Origin of the sequence: Pseudomonas sp. MF6755 (genome assembly GCF_016405635.1) — a bacterium.
In the GTDB taxonomy this organism is placed as follows: Bacteria; Pseudomonadota; Gammaproteobacteria; order Pseudomonadales; family Pseudomonadaceae; genus Aquipseudomonas; species Aquipseudomonas haemolytica.
This window is the reverse complement of record NZ_JAEKDA010000014.1, coordinates 208,440-224,222: the sequence shown is the minus strand read 5'-3', so window position 1 is coordinate 224,222 and position 15,783 is coordinate 208,440. Positions and strand designations below refer to the sequence as shown.

Sequence of the window (15,783 nt, the reverse complement as noted above, 5' to 3'; positions counted from 1 at the left end):
ACGTTGGTGCCACGCCCTGGCATGGTCTGGGCAGTCGCCTCTCCCCCAAACAACCGCTCGAAGTCTGGCAGCGTGAAGCGGGTATGGACTGGCAGATTCAGGAAAGCCCGGTCCATTTTAAGTCTGACGCCATCGGGCACCTGGGCTCAATTCATACCTTCCCTGAGCAGAAGGTGCTGTATCGCTCCGACACCAAGGCCCCTCTGTCGGTGGTTTCTCAGCGCTACCAGGTGGTGCAGCCACGTGAAGTGCTGGAGTTCTACCGGGATCTGACTGAAGTCTCGGGCTACGAACTGGAAACCGCTGGAGTGCTCAAAGGCGGTCGCAAGTTCTGGGCGCTGGCCCGTACTGGGCAAGGCACGACGCTCCGTGGTAACGACCAGGTGAATGGCTACCTACTGCTGGCCACCTCCTGTGATGGCACTCTGGCCACCACAGCGACCCCGACCACCGTGCGCGTGGTCTGCAACAACACCCTGACCATCGCTCTGGATGGCACCACCCGCGCGATCAAGGTACCGCACAACACCCGCTTCGATCCGCAGGCGGTGAAAAAGCAGTTAGGCATCGCCGTTTCACAGTGGGACACCTTCATGCATCGAATGCGCACTCTGTCTGAACGCAAGGTGCAGTGGCATGAAGCGATGGGCTTTTTCATGAGCGTTGTGTGTGACGTCCCCCCCAATAGCAAACTGCCCGAAGTCCTGCCGAACGAGCGCGCATTGCGCAAGGTTCAAAGCCTATACGAAGGCGGAGGTCGCGGCGCCACGCTGGAATCGGCCCAAGGAACTGCGTGGGGCTTGCTCAATGCGGTGACCGAGTACGTTGATCACGAGCGACGTGCCCGAAGTACTGAATACCGCATGGACTCGGCTTGGTTTGGCCAAGGGGCTCTCATCAAACAACGCGCCCTGCAAGCCGCATTGCAACTCGCCGCCTAGCTCCACTCACTTAATCAACTATTAAAACGCCTGGTCAGCTTCTGCTGGCTGGGCGTTTTTTATGCCGCACAGGAAAACATCATGCACACACAAACTCTGCAACACCCCAGTAACAAACCCCGTCCCGCCTTACGCCTGGTGGGGACCAAACAACTGCCGCGTGAGGACTGGTTGGCAGTTCGCAAACAAGGTATCGGCAGTTCGGATGCCGCAGCAGCCGTCGGACTTAACCCATATAAATCCCAGTTGGAGCTGTGGCTGGAGAAAACTGGGCGTGACACCTCACTGCCCAAACTCGATCCACAGGATGAAGACAGCCCAGCTTACTGGGGCAACATTTTGGAGCCTATCGTGGCGACGCATTACAGCCGGCGCAGCGGTCATCGGGTCCGCCGCATCAATGCGGTGCTGCAGCATCCTGATCCAAAACTGGCCTGGATGCTGGCCAACATCGACCGAGAGGTGATCGGCGCGCCAGAGGTGCAGATCCTCGAATGTAAAACGGCCGGTATCAACGGGGCTCGCCTCTGGAAAGAAGGTGTACCGGAGTATGTGCAGTTGCAGGTCATGCATCAGCTCGCCGTCACCGGCAAGCAGGCGGCGGATGTGGCGGTACTGCTCGGTGGCCAGCACCTGGAGGTCCATCGCATCGAACGGGACGAATCGATGATTGCTCGGCTGATCGACCTGGAGCGGTTGTTCTGGGATTACGTGGTCAGTGACACCCCACCACAGGCCGATGGCACGGCCTCAGCAGACGCGGCATTGCGCTGCCTCTACCCCGAGGATAACGGGCAGACCCTGGACTTCAGCCAACAAACGGAGTTGGCCAGCACCTACCTAGAGCTCAAGGCTGTTCGCCAGCGCATTGCTCAGCAAGAGACGCGTGAGGCGCAGCTCAAGCAGGTCCTGCAGCAGGCCATGGGTGAAGCCACCCGTGCAGAGTTTGCGGAAGGCTACATCAGCTGGAAGAAGTCCAAAGACAGCCTTGGTCTGGATGTCGAACAGATGCTCAAGGACAAACCCTACCTGCAGGCCCGCTACCCCAAGATCAAAACAGGCAGTCGCCGCTTCCTGATCGGCTGAATCATCCCACTCACCCACGCCACCCGGACCGTTTAGGTCCCGGTGGCTTTTTTATTTCCGGATTAAGGAGAACCGCCATGCTCAAAGGTTTAGCCATTACCCCTCCGGTACTCGGGCGCATTTCCATCGGCAAGGTCGTCGAGAAAAACGGCAAGCGTCTACCGGAAAAGGACGATCAATTCACCCTTACCTCCCAAGTACAGAGCCGCGACGGCTGGCTGCTGCATCCACTCAATGAGGAGCTGCGCAATGGCCAGGACGGCAAGCTACGCAGTATTCCGATCCGGCTGCTGTTCAACGAGCCTGACCTGAACTTTCGGGCGGACTACAGCCTATTTGACCGTAACAGCGGCCGGCCGCTGTGTGTAGGCAACGGCGAGACTTGCAAGCGTTTGACCAAGGACGGCATCCAGTCGTTGCCCTGTCCTTCACCGGATGGCTGTTCACTGGCTCAAGGCAATGCCTGCAAGCCTTACGGCCGGCTGAACGTGGTAATTGGCGATGACGATCCGCTGGGCAGTTTCGTCTTCCGTACCACTGGGTTCAACAGCATACGTACCCTGGCGGCACGCCTGCAGTACTTCAGCGCAATCTCCGGCAATCGCCTGGCCTGTCTGCCGCTGGAGCTGCGTCTGCGGGGTAAGTCCACTCGGCAGAGCCACGGCACACCGATCTTCTACGTCGATATCACGGTGCGCAGCGGCCTGAGCTTAGAAGACGCCTTACTGGAAGCCCAGCAGCTGGAGGAAACCCGACAAGCCGCGGGTTTTGACCAGAGCGCCTTGGATCACGCGGCCCGGCAGGGCTTTAACAATGGGGCCTTTGAAGACAGTGAGGAGGACACCGGGGCCATCGTCGAGGAGTTCTTCCCCAGCATTGAAGATCAGCCCAGCCCTTTAGAGCCAAAAGCCCAACCGGCAGCGCCTGCCAAACCCTCACTCGCCCAAAAATTGGAGTCGCAAGCCACGCGACACAACGGCAAGCCCACCGTCCAGTAACAGGGTTTCTCAGAACCCTTCGTTCTCACGCACTCGTATAGGAAGACCCAAATGAAATATCACAAACTCCAAGCCGGTGAAACGACCGGCACCTATGTCATGGACTCCCCTGTCACCGAAGCTGACATCCTACGTATGGCGCAACAACTGGCAATGAGTCGCCTGTCTAAAGGCCGGGCACTGACAGAGCCGAAGCAGGTCTTCAGCCACCTGCAAACACTGCTGCAGTACCATGAGCACGAAGTCTTTGCTCTTCTGCTGCTCGACACCAAGCACCGGATTATCGGATTTCAGGAGCTGTTTCGCGGCACGCTGGACGGGGCCAGCGTTTACCCAAGGGAAGTGGTCAAGATCGCCCTAGAGCACAACGCAGCAGCCGTGGTACTGGTGCATAACCATCCTTCTGGAGATCCCGAACCCAGCCAGGCCGATCGCACGCTGACCACCACCCTCAAGAACGCCCTCAACATGATTGGCACAAAGACGCTGGATCATATCGTTGTAGGCCACGAAGGCTGCGTATCGTTGGCTGAACGAGGTTACCTATAACGCCTAGGCTCACACTGCCCGATAGACTGCCCTTGGCTGATGCTAGGGCAGTCATCGGCAGGGAAACTCCCCTCACTTATTTTTTGTCGTAATCCAGCGGTTGTACTCAGCTCCTGCTGCAGCCGACACTATGACTTCCCCACGCCTAAGGGCGTCCACAGTTGACCTAACTTTTTTCTTTATTCGTACCGCGAACACCAATCAGAGTGCCTCTGCCTAATCGCCGTAAACCTACGAGCAAGCTGCCGGGTCAACCCGCACAAAGGTCACACTGAATTCTTTGCACTGCCGATGCTGCTGGAGCCGATTCGCAAAGCTGAAGGCATCATTCAGCTCAAAGCGTTGAAAAACATCCAAGCCACGTCCAAGCACTATCTTCCAACCCGTGTCGGTTGTGATATCTCGATCATGCTTGGTGCCGCTGGTGTCGTAGGCCCAACTGAACTGGATGCCAACACCGGTACAAGCATCAGAGATCTTCTGCAGGCTTTCGGTCTGGCGATCACCATTTGTATCATCTTCAACGGTCACCACATGAACAACCACCTCATCTTCCGGACCTTGCAGCTTGCTAATGGTCTCCATCAGTTCCATCAAATTGCGCAACTGATGGAACATACGAAGATAGGGGTCTGTGATGATGATGCGCTTGGCACCTACCAGATAGGGACTGAACAACTTGTCAAAACTCAGGCCTCGCTGATTTTCGTGGAAGACCAAATGCTGCTCTTTCAGCACAGGCTCCACAGACACTGGATTGATAGGGCGTGAAATTGGCCTTTGCTTGGCTGGCGCTGCCTCGATAAGCGCCAAATGGTCAGTGCCGACGTGGGGTAAATCGATAGCAGAAACTTCAGTCGCTCCCCGACGATGGTACTGGTTAGGGTACTCATCCTCTTCCAGTGTGCGCACCAATCGCTCCTGAGCATCAGCACCCTGGTAGGCAAAGCGAACTGCTGGATAGGTCGCGTCAATGCGTAGCAACTGATCCTTCACCCGCTTGCGCCCTTCAATTGCTGTGCGCAATACGTCTTCCACTTCGGCGTCTGTCGCCTCGTCATGCGGGTACAGGATCTTCATCAAACCAGAAAAAGTTTTGTTGATGCCATCGCGGTCGCGCGTCGAAATATCGTCGGATAGCGTGAACTGTCCCTTGTAGCGATCTGAGTAGTCATGACTACGAAGCGAGCGCAGGATCTCGGCCAGGTAGTCCACCACGAAGCCATAACCACTGGAGAACATCTCGCCACGGATGACATCCACTTCCCATCCGGGGATGTAGCTGTGAATGCGGTCGAGAAAGGCTGAATCGTGGAACTTTTCCGGCAGCGGGTCGAACAGGTCCGTGTGCTTAAGCATGTACGGCACGGTGTGATCGGTATTACCCACAAACACCATGCTGGCCTCTGCTCCCAAGGTTTCCACTCCCCGTGAGAACGACTTGTTGGCCATATAGTTCTTCATGATGTCCACCAGAGCCTTGTCCACTCGCTTTTGCTTGCCGGCGAATTCATCGAAAGCCACTACATCCCAGTAACCCACCAGGCCGAGCTTACCTGTGCCGTTATGGACGAACAGCTTGGGAACCGTAACTTCGCCACCGGAGATAAGAATGCCGTGGGGCGAGAACTCGGAATAAACGTGCGACTTGCCAGTGCCCTTCGGCCCCAGCTCTATCAGGTTGTAATTGCGCTCGCAGAACGGGATAAGGCGGATAAGCTGGGCGAGCTTATTGCGCTTGCCGAACATCTGCGGATTGAAGCCTACACTCTGTATCAGCAGGTCAATCCACTCATCAGTGGTGAACTGCTTACGCGCCTCCAGATAGCCGTCGAAATCAAAGCGGGAAATCTGAATTGGCTTTAGCGAGGCCAGAATCCAAGGTGAGGCAGACTTATCCTCGGTGTATTCATACTCCACATCCGCAATGCACCAAACACCACCTACCAGCAGCTTCTGGTGGGCCTTGACGGTGTTGGAGTCGATCAGCACCTTCTTGATGCCCAGGTTGGCGAACTCAGCCTCGTACACGTCATCCTTGTCGTTTAATGAGACGCTAATACGGTCAATAACCTTGTGCCGCCCCTTCTCCTTGATGGTCGAGCGTACCAGCCCTGCTTCGTTTCGGTGGACATAGTGCTTGCGCAGAATCTCCTTGACCGTCTCGATACCGGTCTGGATCGTCGCCTCGTCATTGGTCGCGCAGTATTGGCCCAGCAAGTACTCCAGCACATACGACGGCACAATGGCGTTGCCCTTCACCGCTTTGACCAGGTCTTTGCGCACCACCAGGCCGGCAAAGTACTGGTTGATCTTGTCGTCGAGCTGACTCATTGGAGCTCCTGCTTAAAAATCGAATTCGCTGCTGAACGAGCGGCGAATGGAGTAACGCGCGGCTTTGTACCGTGTGAAGTGTGAAGTGCCTTCCACGGTCTCTTCAAGGAGCAGCTCCACCTGCTGATTGTTCGCCTCATCGGCCTTGCGGCTGAGAATGAAGCGTACCGGCAACTCCCGCTCACGCGGGTTAGCAGAGCTGAAGTCGAACAACAGCTCATGCTGATCGGATACCAGCTCACCGTCCAGCGTGAACAAACCTGCACGCAACCGGCGCGACTGCAGTTTCTCGGTCACTGCCTCGGTTTGATAGAGCACCACCGCCAACTGCCCGGTGGTGATGGTCTTACCACCGACACCGATGAACTCCACACCCACCCGACCCACATCGCTCTGGCGCTTCTTGTTAATACGGATGACCGGGATCACCACCTCTTGCAGGGTGGCACCACCGTGCACAAAGCGACTACCAGAGCCTTTCAGCCGCAGACGGTTGATGGATTTGGGAATCTGCACCATAAGCGTCCCCGTCAGGCCTAGCTGCACCGGGTTGAAGGTTTTAAAACTGGCTCCTTCGCGCAAGCTACGACCCAGTACAAAACGCCGGTCGCGGTAGAGGACCTCATCGCCCTCTGGCTCACCGCTGAGGAAATCGCTCTCCTGCAGCGGATGATTCTGATAGATGAAGCCATGATCGGCAGTGATCAGCAGGTTACTGGCATTGGCGTTGGTCAGCTTCTTCACCAGACGGATTAGCTCACTGAGCGTTTCCTCGGCCGCCGCAAACACTCGTTCTTCGGTATCACGGGTGTCGCCGGTCTTGTCGATCAGGTTGTGATAAACGTAAACCACCTCATTGTCGCGCAGCAAGGCACGAGAGTCGGCCTGGTTCATCGCCAGTAGATCCTTGGCTCGTACCACCTGAGATGCTGGCACCCTGGTCGCCAGAATCTTGCCCCGGTTGACCGAGCCTTGAGCGCTCTGACCATCCACTATGGCATCGCCACTGTCGTTGTCGGCCAGTTGCAGGCTGCTGTTGGGTAGCAGTGCCGCCATGCCCAGCTGGGTATAACTCGGCAGCATCGACAGCATCGGTTCCAGATCAGCCTCGAAGCGATCTTCCTGACGAATCAGGCTTTGCAGCTCCTCGCCTACCTCATAGCGGAACGCATCGGAAATCAGCACACACACCTTAGTTCTGCGCTCCACAAAGGGCTGCACATAGCGGCTGAAGAAATTGCGCTGCAGCACTACGGGCGCGGCCTCCCACTGCTGCGCCGCATCCACGTGCTGCTGCCAGCGGTCGTTAAGACGGCTCAGGTAGTTGTTGCCGTACAGATTCTCGACCTGCATAGCCAACTCACCCAGCAGCGAAGCCTGACCGGATTCACGCAGGTGATAGACGAACTTGCGGTAACGCTGATCCAGCCTGAACCACTGGCTGGCGTACTTTTTCACGCCATCAGTCAGCGATTCCATTTGCAGCTGCGTTATGTCCAGCACCTGGATGAACTGCGCCGCATGCTCCAGCGCCAGGTACACATCCTTGAAGCGCTCAAACCAGTGGCTCTGGCGGCGCTGGCGTACCCACTGCTCAACCTCCACAGCGGTGACTGTACTGGCCACCACGGCACGTACCAGCTCACTGAGGATCTTGCGGTCGATCAGCTCGAAATAATCCAGCTCCAGCAGGCTGCGCCAGTCCAGAGTTTGCAGCTTGTCGTCAATCTGCAGCACCGCCGCGCACTGCTCAGACAGTGTCTCGAAACTCTGCTCATGCGAACGACTGTCCTTCCAGCGTTTGAGGAACACCAGCGCCTCAGCGGACAGTCGCGCCTTGTAAGCCGGGTCGATCCCAAGCATGAAACAAGCCTTAAACAGCTCGATAACGAAATCGTGCAACCCTGGTTGCTCGGAGCTATAGCCATAGGCGCGCTTCACCTGCTCCCACAGATAGGTATTCAAGCCGCTGCTTTCGATTAACTTGATCCGCACATCTTTGCCAGCGGCCAGATCACCCAGCAGGCTTTCCAGAATCACATCCAAGCGCGGCTCGTTGCCGGCACACACGGCGAGCATCTTGCGTTGCAGCAGGTTCTGCGAATCACCCGGCTCAAGTAACTTGCTAAGGGCCTCACGGCGCTTGGCGGATTCGAAAAACGCCACATGGGCTTCCAAAAGTGGGTAGCAGTCCGGTCCCAACTCCAGCTCAGCCAGCCACAAGGCAACCTGATCGGTACGGAAGCAATTGCCACTGGCAAGCTGCACATCCAACAGCCAATTGTGCAAATGCGAAGGCTCAGTACCTTCACGGTAGATCAGAAACTTCTGTTCCGGTTGCTCTCGCAGGAGGCGGTATTTCACGCCAAACTCATTGTTAGCCAGCTCGACTTTCTCGACATCCGGCAACTCCAGCGTCTCGAAATCAGCGCGAAACTCCAGGCGCGTGTCATACCAGAACACTATGCGCTGCTTGTCGAACAGGTTACTCAGGGCCTGGGTGATTTTGGGGTTACTCATGTTTATGCATTCCCAATCCGAGCCTGCAGCGTTTCGACAATTCGATTGACTCGAGCTGGTTGGACTTACCCGAACCATTAGGCCCAATGATGACATTCAACGGCCCCAGCGGGATGACGGTAGAGAACGCGCCGAAGCTCAAAAAATTGTTCAGTTGGATGGACTGAATCAGCATTGTATCTGCTCCTTGTTATGCTTCATTCATCCCCCTTGGCATCTAGCCCGACGATCTTTTTCAGCGCCGAGCCGAGCTTGAGGTAGTTTACTTTGACGCCGTCATCCAGATTCAGCGGCACTTGTTTAGTAGCCAGCGGGTAGAGGGTGTCACGCTCGTAGTCGTCCAGCTCCAGTAGTTGCTTTTTGAGCGGTTCAATTTCCTTGAGGGCGCGGGTCTTTTCACCTTGGCTGGCGCTGGTGCTGATGCCGATTTGTTGGAGGTGGTCCAGCCGTGCAGCCAGTTTTTTGCGGAAGTCGCGCAGGTATTGCAGCACCACACTCGCTGTGTCGGTGCGGTAGCGATGCAGGTAGATCAGCGCACTGAAGGTGCCTTTAGGGCTGGCGAACAACCAGTAGATCGGGCGCTTCTTGTAGCGTTTCACATGGTCGGCGTAGAAGTCCTTGATAAAGTACTTGCGCACGTCCTTGCCCAGCGATGCCTCAATAAAGGCTAGGTTGTCCTCGTAGTGCTCCACGCCGAAGGTAACGCGTAAAAAGGTGCGGAAACGCTCGGTCACATCGTCAGCAAACCACTCGCCATCCAGCAGCGGGATCACGTTGTCTTCGTCCGGCATAAAACTCGGCTCGGGGATCTGGCGCAAATACTCAGCCAGTGTGTCGCCCTGGTTGGCCAGCACCAGCCCTGGATTGTCCAGGCTGTAGCGGCCAAACATACAGCCCACGGCGTAGGACAAAAACTCGCGCATCGTATCGGCCAACAGCTGCGCACCCAGCTCCTCCCCTGACTTGTCACCACCGTAGCGGTAGTGTGGGTTGCATGTGAGGGTGACTTCCTTGAGCGACACCTCGGGTGTCAGTTCATCCTGCAGACTATAAGCCTCGATAAAGATACGGTTGTTTTCTTCTTCGAGGCGCTGCATTTCTAGCATCATCTCGCGCCAGTGAGAGTGGAGTTGTTGATAAGCGGCTTGTAGGGTGGACTGCCGGTGGCCGGGGTGTAGCAATGGCAGAACTGTGAAGTCCCAGGAGGTTTCGTAGGAGTCCCAGTCGGACTTTGCGGCTAGCACACTGCGCCGAACCCGATCATTCAACTGCTCATCGTCTGGCTTTTTGAACGGTAAACTAAGCACGTGGGTGAGTTTAAAATCAAGCGTAGGAGCAAGCATTCTTAGTAGGAAGCTGCATACACGACTATTCAGAAATGCCTCTACGGCCTCCGTTTTACTTGACTGACTGACGAAACCCATTGGCCCTTTGGCATCAAACATAAAACCACACGGAACCACACGAACAGCAAAGTCGCTGCTCGAAATGCCAGACCAAGTGAACCCCTCACGAAAGCCATACTCACCGTTGTAGTTATGAGAGCGGATACGCCCTGTCTTTTCATCCTTGAAATTTTTAAGCTCACGGCCATCATCAAACCAATTTACAAAATGCTCTGAATTACCATACCAACGCCTAGAGCCACCACCCTTCACATAAGGAAACCATCTTTTTTCAGATGTTTTAGCCTCGGCGTCACTTTTAATGTTAAAACCGACATTCATCACGCTCGCCTCATGCCACTCCCGTAAGAACGTGGCATTACTACCAGTCGCGAGCCCTTCCCTCGTGATGATCTCCTTGGAAATCGAAGGATAGCTTGTGAATAAATTCCTCATCCTTTCAGATGCCCAAAAAACTATCGGACATCCTGGGATTTTTTCAAATTGCTCCGACGAAACCCGATAGCGTATTTTGCTTTGAGGGACTTGAATCGCCTTCAAAAGATCAGCATCCTTTTCGGCCTCAGACTGGCCTTCAGTCAGCTTTATAAACTCTCCTTTGAAGTCTTCATTGGCCGCGCTACTCAAGACGAATGCAGTAGTCGAAACGACCTCCCCACCAATAGAGTCAAATGCGCGCTCTCCAAGCTGGGCCATCGTGCAGATTGTTGACCTAGATAAAATCACAGATCTAACCGCCTCATATCTAGGCGCGAACATCCAACCCTGCATCGTGATCATGCCAACATATGACTTTGCTAAAACCAGCTTCAGACTTCTTAGGATAAACGCCTGATAAAGGTCGTATTTACCCTCGACGTATTCAACATCGAGCCAGCTTTGCAATGACTCATTTAGATCTGCCTTTTTCTTGTACGGAGGGTTGGCAACTACCACCGCATAACGCGGGCTCAGGTAGTCGGTCATTCGTAGCACCTGCAGCACTTTAGCGTGGGTGCCAGCAAGGAACAGACTGCCTGCCATGTCCTTGGCCTCCAGCACGGGCAACACGTTTTGCACGCTGCTGAGTTTGGGACGGATCAGCGAGCCAAAGTTATCGGCCTCCTCAAACTGCTTGAGGGTTTCACGCAGGTCAAGAGTGAACAGGTCACGCCCTACGGCCGTGATGTATTCATCCAGCTCGTCATGGCTGAACACCACTTTTTCCATCACGCAGATATTTGGCTCGATGGCCTTGTTGAAAAAGCGGCGCTGCTTGGCGCGGGCTTTCATGGTCAGTGCAAAAGCGGCTAGCTCCCCTGCGCGCTCATCCAACTCGATGCCGTAGAGGTTGTGGGTAAGAATTTTTTCCGGGATTTCGCTAGGGTCAGTGCCCATCTCTTCGTAAATGGCATAGAGCAGATCGAAGGCATAGGTGAGCATGTGACCGGAGCCGCAGGCCGGATCGCAGACCTTGATGTCTTCGGGGCAATCGATCTTGAGGAAGTCGGTTTCTGCAGCCTCGGGCTTGATGTAGTAATCCATCTGCCTGGCAAGTGCCGAGTTAGGATGGTTGAGCATCCACAGACGGCCGAGAGAGTTTTCCACCAGGTAGCGCACGATCCAGTGCGGGGTGAACAGCTGGGTAGCTGCGGGAATATCTTCTGCCGTGATCTTCTGATTTTTCTTCAGACCCTCAAAAACCGAGTCCTTTTTCTCGGAGATGTAGAATTGGTACAGCCAGCCGATGACTTCCACGTCCTGGCAGGTATCAGGGGTCATGGCTTCGCGGGTGTAGGCCAGGATGGAGTTGCCCGAGAGCAGGTCATCCGGCATCAGCAATTCGGTGTAGTCGGCAATGCGCTCGAACAGGTAAGGCATGGCGCTGTGGAAGGCGTTGCACTCGGCCACTACCAGCAGACGATAGGCTTCCTGCTGCGGATCGTGGCTAGGGGCGTTACCGCTAAGCAGAGCCTGGATCTGCTGGCGGACTTTCTCGGGCACGCGCTCATCGTCGATATGTCCCGCTTTGGCTTCAGCCAGTATTTCAGGCTGGAACTGGCCTTCATCAGCGGGCGATACCACGCGGATACGGGTGTAACCGTTTACATCCATAAAGCGAAGGGCGCAGAAGCGGTTGAACCAGGTGTAGGCGACCTTGTCGATGAGCTGCTCACGGCCGTTCGCGGCGATTTGTTTTTCCAGCTGGGCAACGGCTTGCGGACTTTCACGGCGGGCAGCACTGCTTGCATATAGCACTAGGGAGAGCTTGGCGCCCACTTGCTCCAAGAGCAGGCGACGTGTGTGCTGGGCGAACTTCTTGAGTTTGGTGGTTTCCATCATTCTTCTCTTTATGGGCCTGCTCGATCATTTGTGTGGTTTCACGAAAATGATCGGGGCACTTGTCCGTTTCAAATCTGTACGCGGTTGCCTGCTTGGATTTCCTTCAGCCAAGCTTCGCGCAGCTGTCGTAAGTAATCATCCAACTCGGATTCACTGGCCAGCCAAGGCTTGCTGTAACCCACCGTAATAGATCGTGCGGGCACCAAGCGCGGTTCGGCCACTTTGGGTGGTTCTGTGCTTGGTGGCGGCGGATAATCGATGTCCTGATTTCCCGCTGGTGGCGGAGAAAAGGGTGGGATTGGATCTGGTACCGGTTGCGGACGAGCCAGTCGCTCTAATTTGAGCAGTAACTGTGCGTATTGGTTGTCCTCGAAGGCACGCAACTGATCGCGGATCATGGCGATACGCTTCTGCCCTTGCATTGACTGCTGAGCTTCAACAAACGGCACAGCGAGCTGAGCCTGCTGCTCAGGCTTAAGACTGCCGTACTCGTTGCTCCCCTGCAGACGCTGCTCCAACTCGGCAAGCCGGCTGACTGCGGTAGCCTTCTCGCTGGTTAGCTGGTTAGCAATGGCTTGTTGCAGGGCCTCCAGTTGCGGTTTGGCCTGCTGCAGGCGGTTGCCTTGCCAAGGTTTATTCTCGGTGAGTAATGCCTTGATGGCTTCAACCTCCCCCGTGGCAACATAGGCGAAATTGTCTTCCTGCTCCTGCACCAGTTGGCGAGCCTGATCGTAAATAGCTTTTTGCGGACTACCCATGAAGCGACGTAGCGGCTCAATGATCTGCTCTTTGGTGTCGAGCATGGCATCGGAGGCGCGGGACAGTTCGGTAAGGAACCAGCTGGCGTTTTTGCCGGCGATTTCCTTGAGAGTAGCCATCACGCCATCCAGCACGCTGAGGAAGCCATACAAGGCTTTTTGCCCATGCAGGTCGGCTAAATCAATCTCCAGTTCTTTGATGGCGTCGATGGTTTCACGTGCCAGAGCGCGGGCTTCGTTGCAGCTGGCGGGACGGTCGAAAAAGTCGGCAAAGAACTCTTTGAGATGGCGAACCTGGGAGGCGCTGAACTCGATTTGCGGCTCCAGCACCAAGGTGGTGTGAGCGTTGGTGTTGCGCAAGCTGCGCTCTAGGTTGTCGCCTTCCAGCAGGTTGCTGTCTTGCCGCACCTCCGCTTTGCCGCGTGCGCAAAGCAGCGCGAGGTTGCAGAGGATGGCCGCGTAGTACCAACCGTAGTTCTTGCGCTCGAAGCGCTCCAATAGGGTTTTGACCGTGGTGCGCACACCGCTGCGAGCATTGCTCTGGATATAGGCCAGTAGTTCCTGCTCGGGCTCGGTCAGGCTAGTAGCGTCGTTGCCGAGTAGACCGTCCTGGGCCTGGCGCAAGTATTTGCCGATGTCATTCTCGTTGAACGGCACATCGCGCAGCATGCGCAGGTTCGGATAAGTAGTTTCAATCAGCTGGTAGAAGCCTTTGAGAATACGGGCCTGACCGTCGCTGCTGGTGGCCTCCACGTCGGCGGCGTTAATTATCAAGTGCGCTTTGCCGAGCAGCTCCTTGGCACGATCCTGCAGCTCGGCCAGACGTTCGTTGTTCTGGAAACCCTTGGCGTCGATGATGCGTTTGACCGCTTCCTGCTGGGTGCTGCTGTTCTGTCGGATGTATTTCTCAGTGCGCTTGTGCAGGGTGAGATCCTGCATGAACCGGGCATCAGCCGGCAGCACCACGCGCAGCTCATCACGTCCCATACTCTGCATACGCTGCACCGTGAGGTTATCGAAGTTGTCACTAAGCGGAGTGACAATGTGGATGGCCAACTCAAACTCACGACTGAGCGAACGGTCGTCCATTTTGCGCGTATAGGCGTAGTCCTGGCCGTTTTCATAGCGGACCTTGCGCTGCTTGACCACACCATCAAACAGCAGGGTTTCCAGCTCCTTGATGACATCGGCAGTTTCGATCTCTGTGTTTTTGATCTCTTCTTCGATGTCCTTCTCTTCGTCGGTCAGGTACTCGTAGAGCTCGCCATTGCGTTGGATGTAGGTTTGCTGCTCCAGCAAGTTGAGTGCCGCTTCCAGCTTCTTGCGTTGGGCTGGAATGTCTTCGCCAAAACGCTCTAGCATCAGTACATTGAGATTGCGCAGAGTGGCCTTGAACTCCTTGACGTACTTGACCAAGAACAATGCTTTGAGCACGCGCACCGCGTATGGGTCGCCAAGGTGCCGCTCGGCATTGTTGATAGCGCTTTGAATAGCGCTTTTCAGCGCGCCGCGAATGCCTTCGAACATCCGATCGAAGGTGGCCAGCTGGCCCACTGGCTCGCTGTCGATAGCCATGGCCACTTCGCGGAATACACCGAGCATGGAGCGTTCGCCCACCGAGTTGGCCTTGCCCTCAAAGCCGTTGTGCATGGATATGCCACGAATGGCCGACTGGAAAAGCGGGAACTGGTAGGGCACGAAGGGGTAGCAGTAGGTGAAGTGCTCCAGATCGCGGAAGTTCTGGTAGTGCTGTCCACCGTCGGCAAAGTCGAACAGAGTTTTGAAGTTGTTGAGCTGCTGGTTGTAGACGGTTTTCAGCAGCTCGGCACCGGAATCGTTCTTGGTCAGCAAGCGTTTCTGGATCACCTCGGCCACGTCGGCGCTGGTGAGCTTGAGACGGTTGGCAAAGCGCGCCTGGATCTTGGTGAAGTCGTTGCTTTGTTGCTTGCTCATGTCGCCCATCACAGAGTCCATATCCTCCTGTGCGGTGACAAATACCCATGCCCGGCCCTGGCACTTGGTGGCCAAACTTTCAGCCACGGTTTGCAGGTTGGTCATGAGCTTGGTGTTGTCGGCAATGTACTGACCGACCTCATCGACAAAGAAATTCAGGCGGAAGTTGGGCGGCTGTTTGTCCAGCCACTCCTTGACCTGATTGCCGAAGTCTTCAATGGAAACGCTGTGTTGAGCGCGGTATTTATCGAGGATGCCCTTGGCCAGCGCCAGGTCTTCGTCGGTGATCTGGGCGTAGGCCTTGGCGATGTTGCCTGTCTCCAGCAGCGCCTGCTCGCGACCACGCTCCCAGGGCTTATTGGCGATGCTCTGGTAGGCTTCCTTGAACGGTTGGAACAGTTCCCGACTGTCCAGGTCGCGTTCAAACTGGGCAATGTAGCCCTGCTTGCCGTAATAACCACACATCTCGTTGAAGACTTTGACGAACACAGAAAGCAAGGCGTCGACCTGGGTCTTGCTGATGATGTCGGCCTTCTGGTCGATGTTGAACAGGATGCTTTTCGAGGGGATGGCGACAGCTTTCTTGAGCTGGGCGCGCAACAGCTCGTCGTCATCCTTGATCTTGGGTAGGAAGATGTCCAATGCAGTACTGCCGTCGACCTGGCGATTTTCCAGCAGCAGGGCGAGCATTTTCAGCAGGTGCGACTTACCCGAGCCGAAGAAGCCGGAGACCCAGACGCCATTGGCATGGTGGTAGTCGGTATAGGCATCGAGGAAGTGCTCCAGACGCTTGGCGACTTCGTCAGTCAGGACGTATTCACTGAGCTCGTTGAACAAGCTAGCTTCGTCGTCGGCCTTGATGACGCCCTCAATCGGGCGACTGACTGGGCTCTTGAAAATTCCGTTGAGTTTCATC

The 15,783-nt window shown here is 55.7% G+C and carries 9 protein-coding genes; 4 read left to right on the top strand and 5 right to left on the bottom strand.

The window, feature by feature from the left end:
- From JFT66_RS19970 to radC, 4 genes are all read left to right on the top strand, one after another.
- Nucleotides 1-941 (top strand): DUF932 domain-containing protein (locus JFT66_RS19970; RefSeq protein WP_198859943.1); only part of this gene is annotated, 941 nt, incomplete at its 5' end.
- Between the two features lie 81 nt (nt 942-1,022).
- Nucleotides 1,023-2,027 carry a YqaJ viral recombinase family nuclease gene (locus JFT66_RS19965; protein ID WP_032902034.1) on the top strand — a complete coding sequence of 335 codons (1,005 nt, stop codon included), beginning with the start codon at nt 1,023-1,025 and terminating at the stop codon, nt 2,025-2,027.
- A 77-nt stretch (nt 2,028-2,104) separates the two neighbouring features.
- Nucleotides 2,105-3,025, top strand: a complete 921-nt coding sequence (locus JFT66_RS19960) for a recombination directionality factor (RefSeq protein ID WP_038443645.1) — start codon at nt 2,105-2,107, stop codon at nt 3,023-3,025.
- 51 nt (nt 3,026-3,076) lie between these two features.
- On the top strand, nt 3,077-3,574 hold the full coding sequence (radC, locus tag JFT66_RS19955) for a RadC family protein (RefSeq protein ID WP_172312784.1): 498 nt from the start codon (nt 3,077-3,079) through the stop codon (nt 3,572-3,574).
- A 231-nt stretch (nt 3,575-3,805) separates the two neighbouring features.
- Here radC and brxL read toward each other — a convergent pair whose 3' ends face one another.
- From brxL to brxC, 5 genes are all read right to left on the bottom strand, one after another.
- Nucleotides 3,806-5,908, bottom strand: coding sequence for a BREX system Lon protease-like protein BrxL (brxL, locus tag JFT66_RS19950; protein WP_170037976.1), 2,103 nt, complete (start codon nt 5,906-5,908; stop codon nt 3,806-3,808).
- Between the two features lie 12 nt (nt 5,909-5,920).
- Nucleotides 5,921-8,428 carry a BREX-1 system phosphatase PglZ type A gene (gene pglZ / locus JFT66_RS19945; protein WP_170037974.1) on the bottom strand — a complete coding sequence of 836 codons (2,508 nt, stop codon included), beginning with the start codon at nt 8,426-8,428 and terminating at the stop codon, nt 5,921-5,923.
- The gene (locus JFT66_RS19940) at nt 8,421-8,603 is read right to left on the bottom strand and encodes an AAA family ATPase (protein WP_198832883.1); all 183 of its coding nucleotides are present in this window, start codon (nt 8,601-8,603) and stop codon (nt 8,421-8,423) included. Before JFT66_RS19940 ends, pglZ begins: the two co-directional genes overlap by 8 nt.
- 22 nt (nt 8,604-8,625) lie before the next feature.
- Nucleotides 8,626-12,153: a BREX-1 system adenine-specific DNA-methyltransferase PglX gene (gene pglX / locus JFT66_RS19935; RefSeq protein ID WP_170037972.1), complete on the bottom strand. Its 3,528-nt coding sequence runs from the start codon at nt 12,151-12,153 to the stop codon at nt 8,626-8,628.
- 71 nt (nt 12,154-12,224) lie between these two features.
- Nucleotides 12,225-15,782: a BREX system P-loop protein BrxC gene (gene brxC / locus JFT66_RS19930; protein WP_170037970.1), complete on the bottom strand. Its 3,558-nt coding sequence runs from the start codon at nt 15,780-15,782 to the stop codon at nt 12,225-12,227.
- Nucleotide 15,783 lies beyond the last annotated feature (1 nt).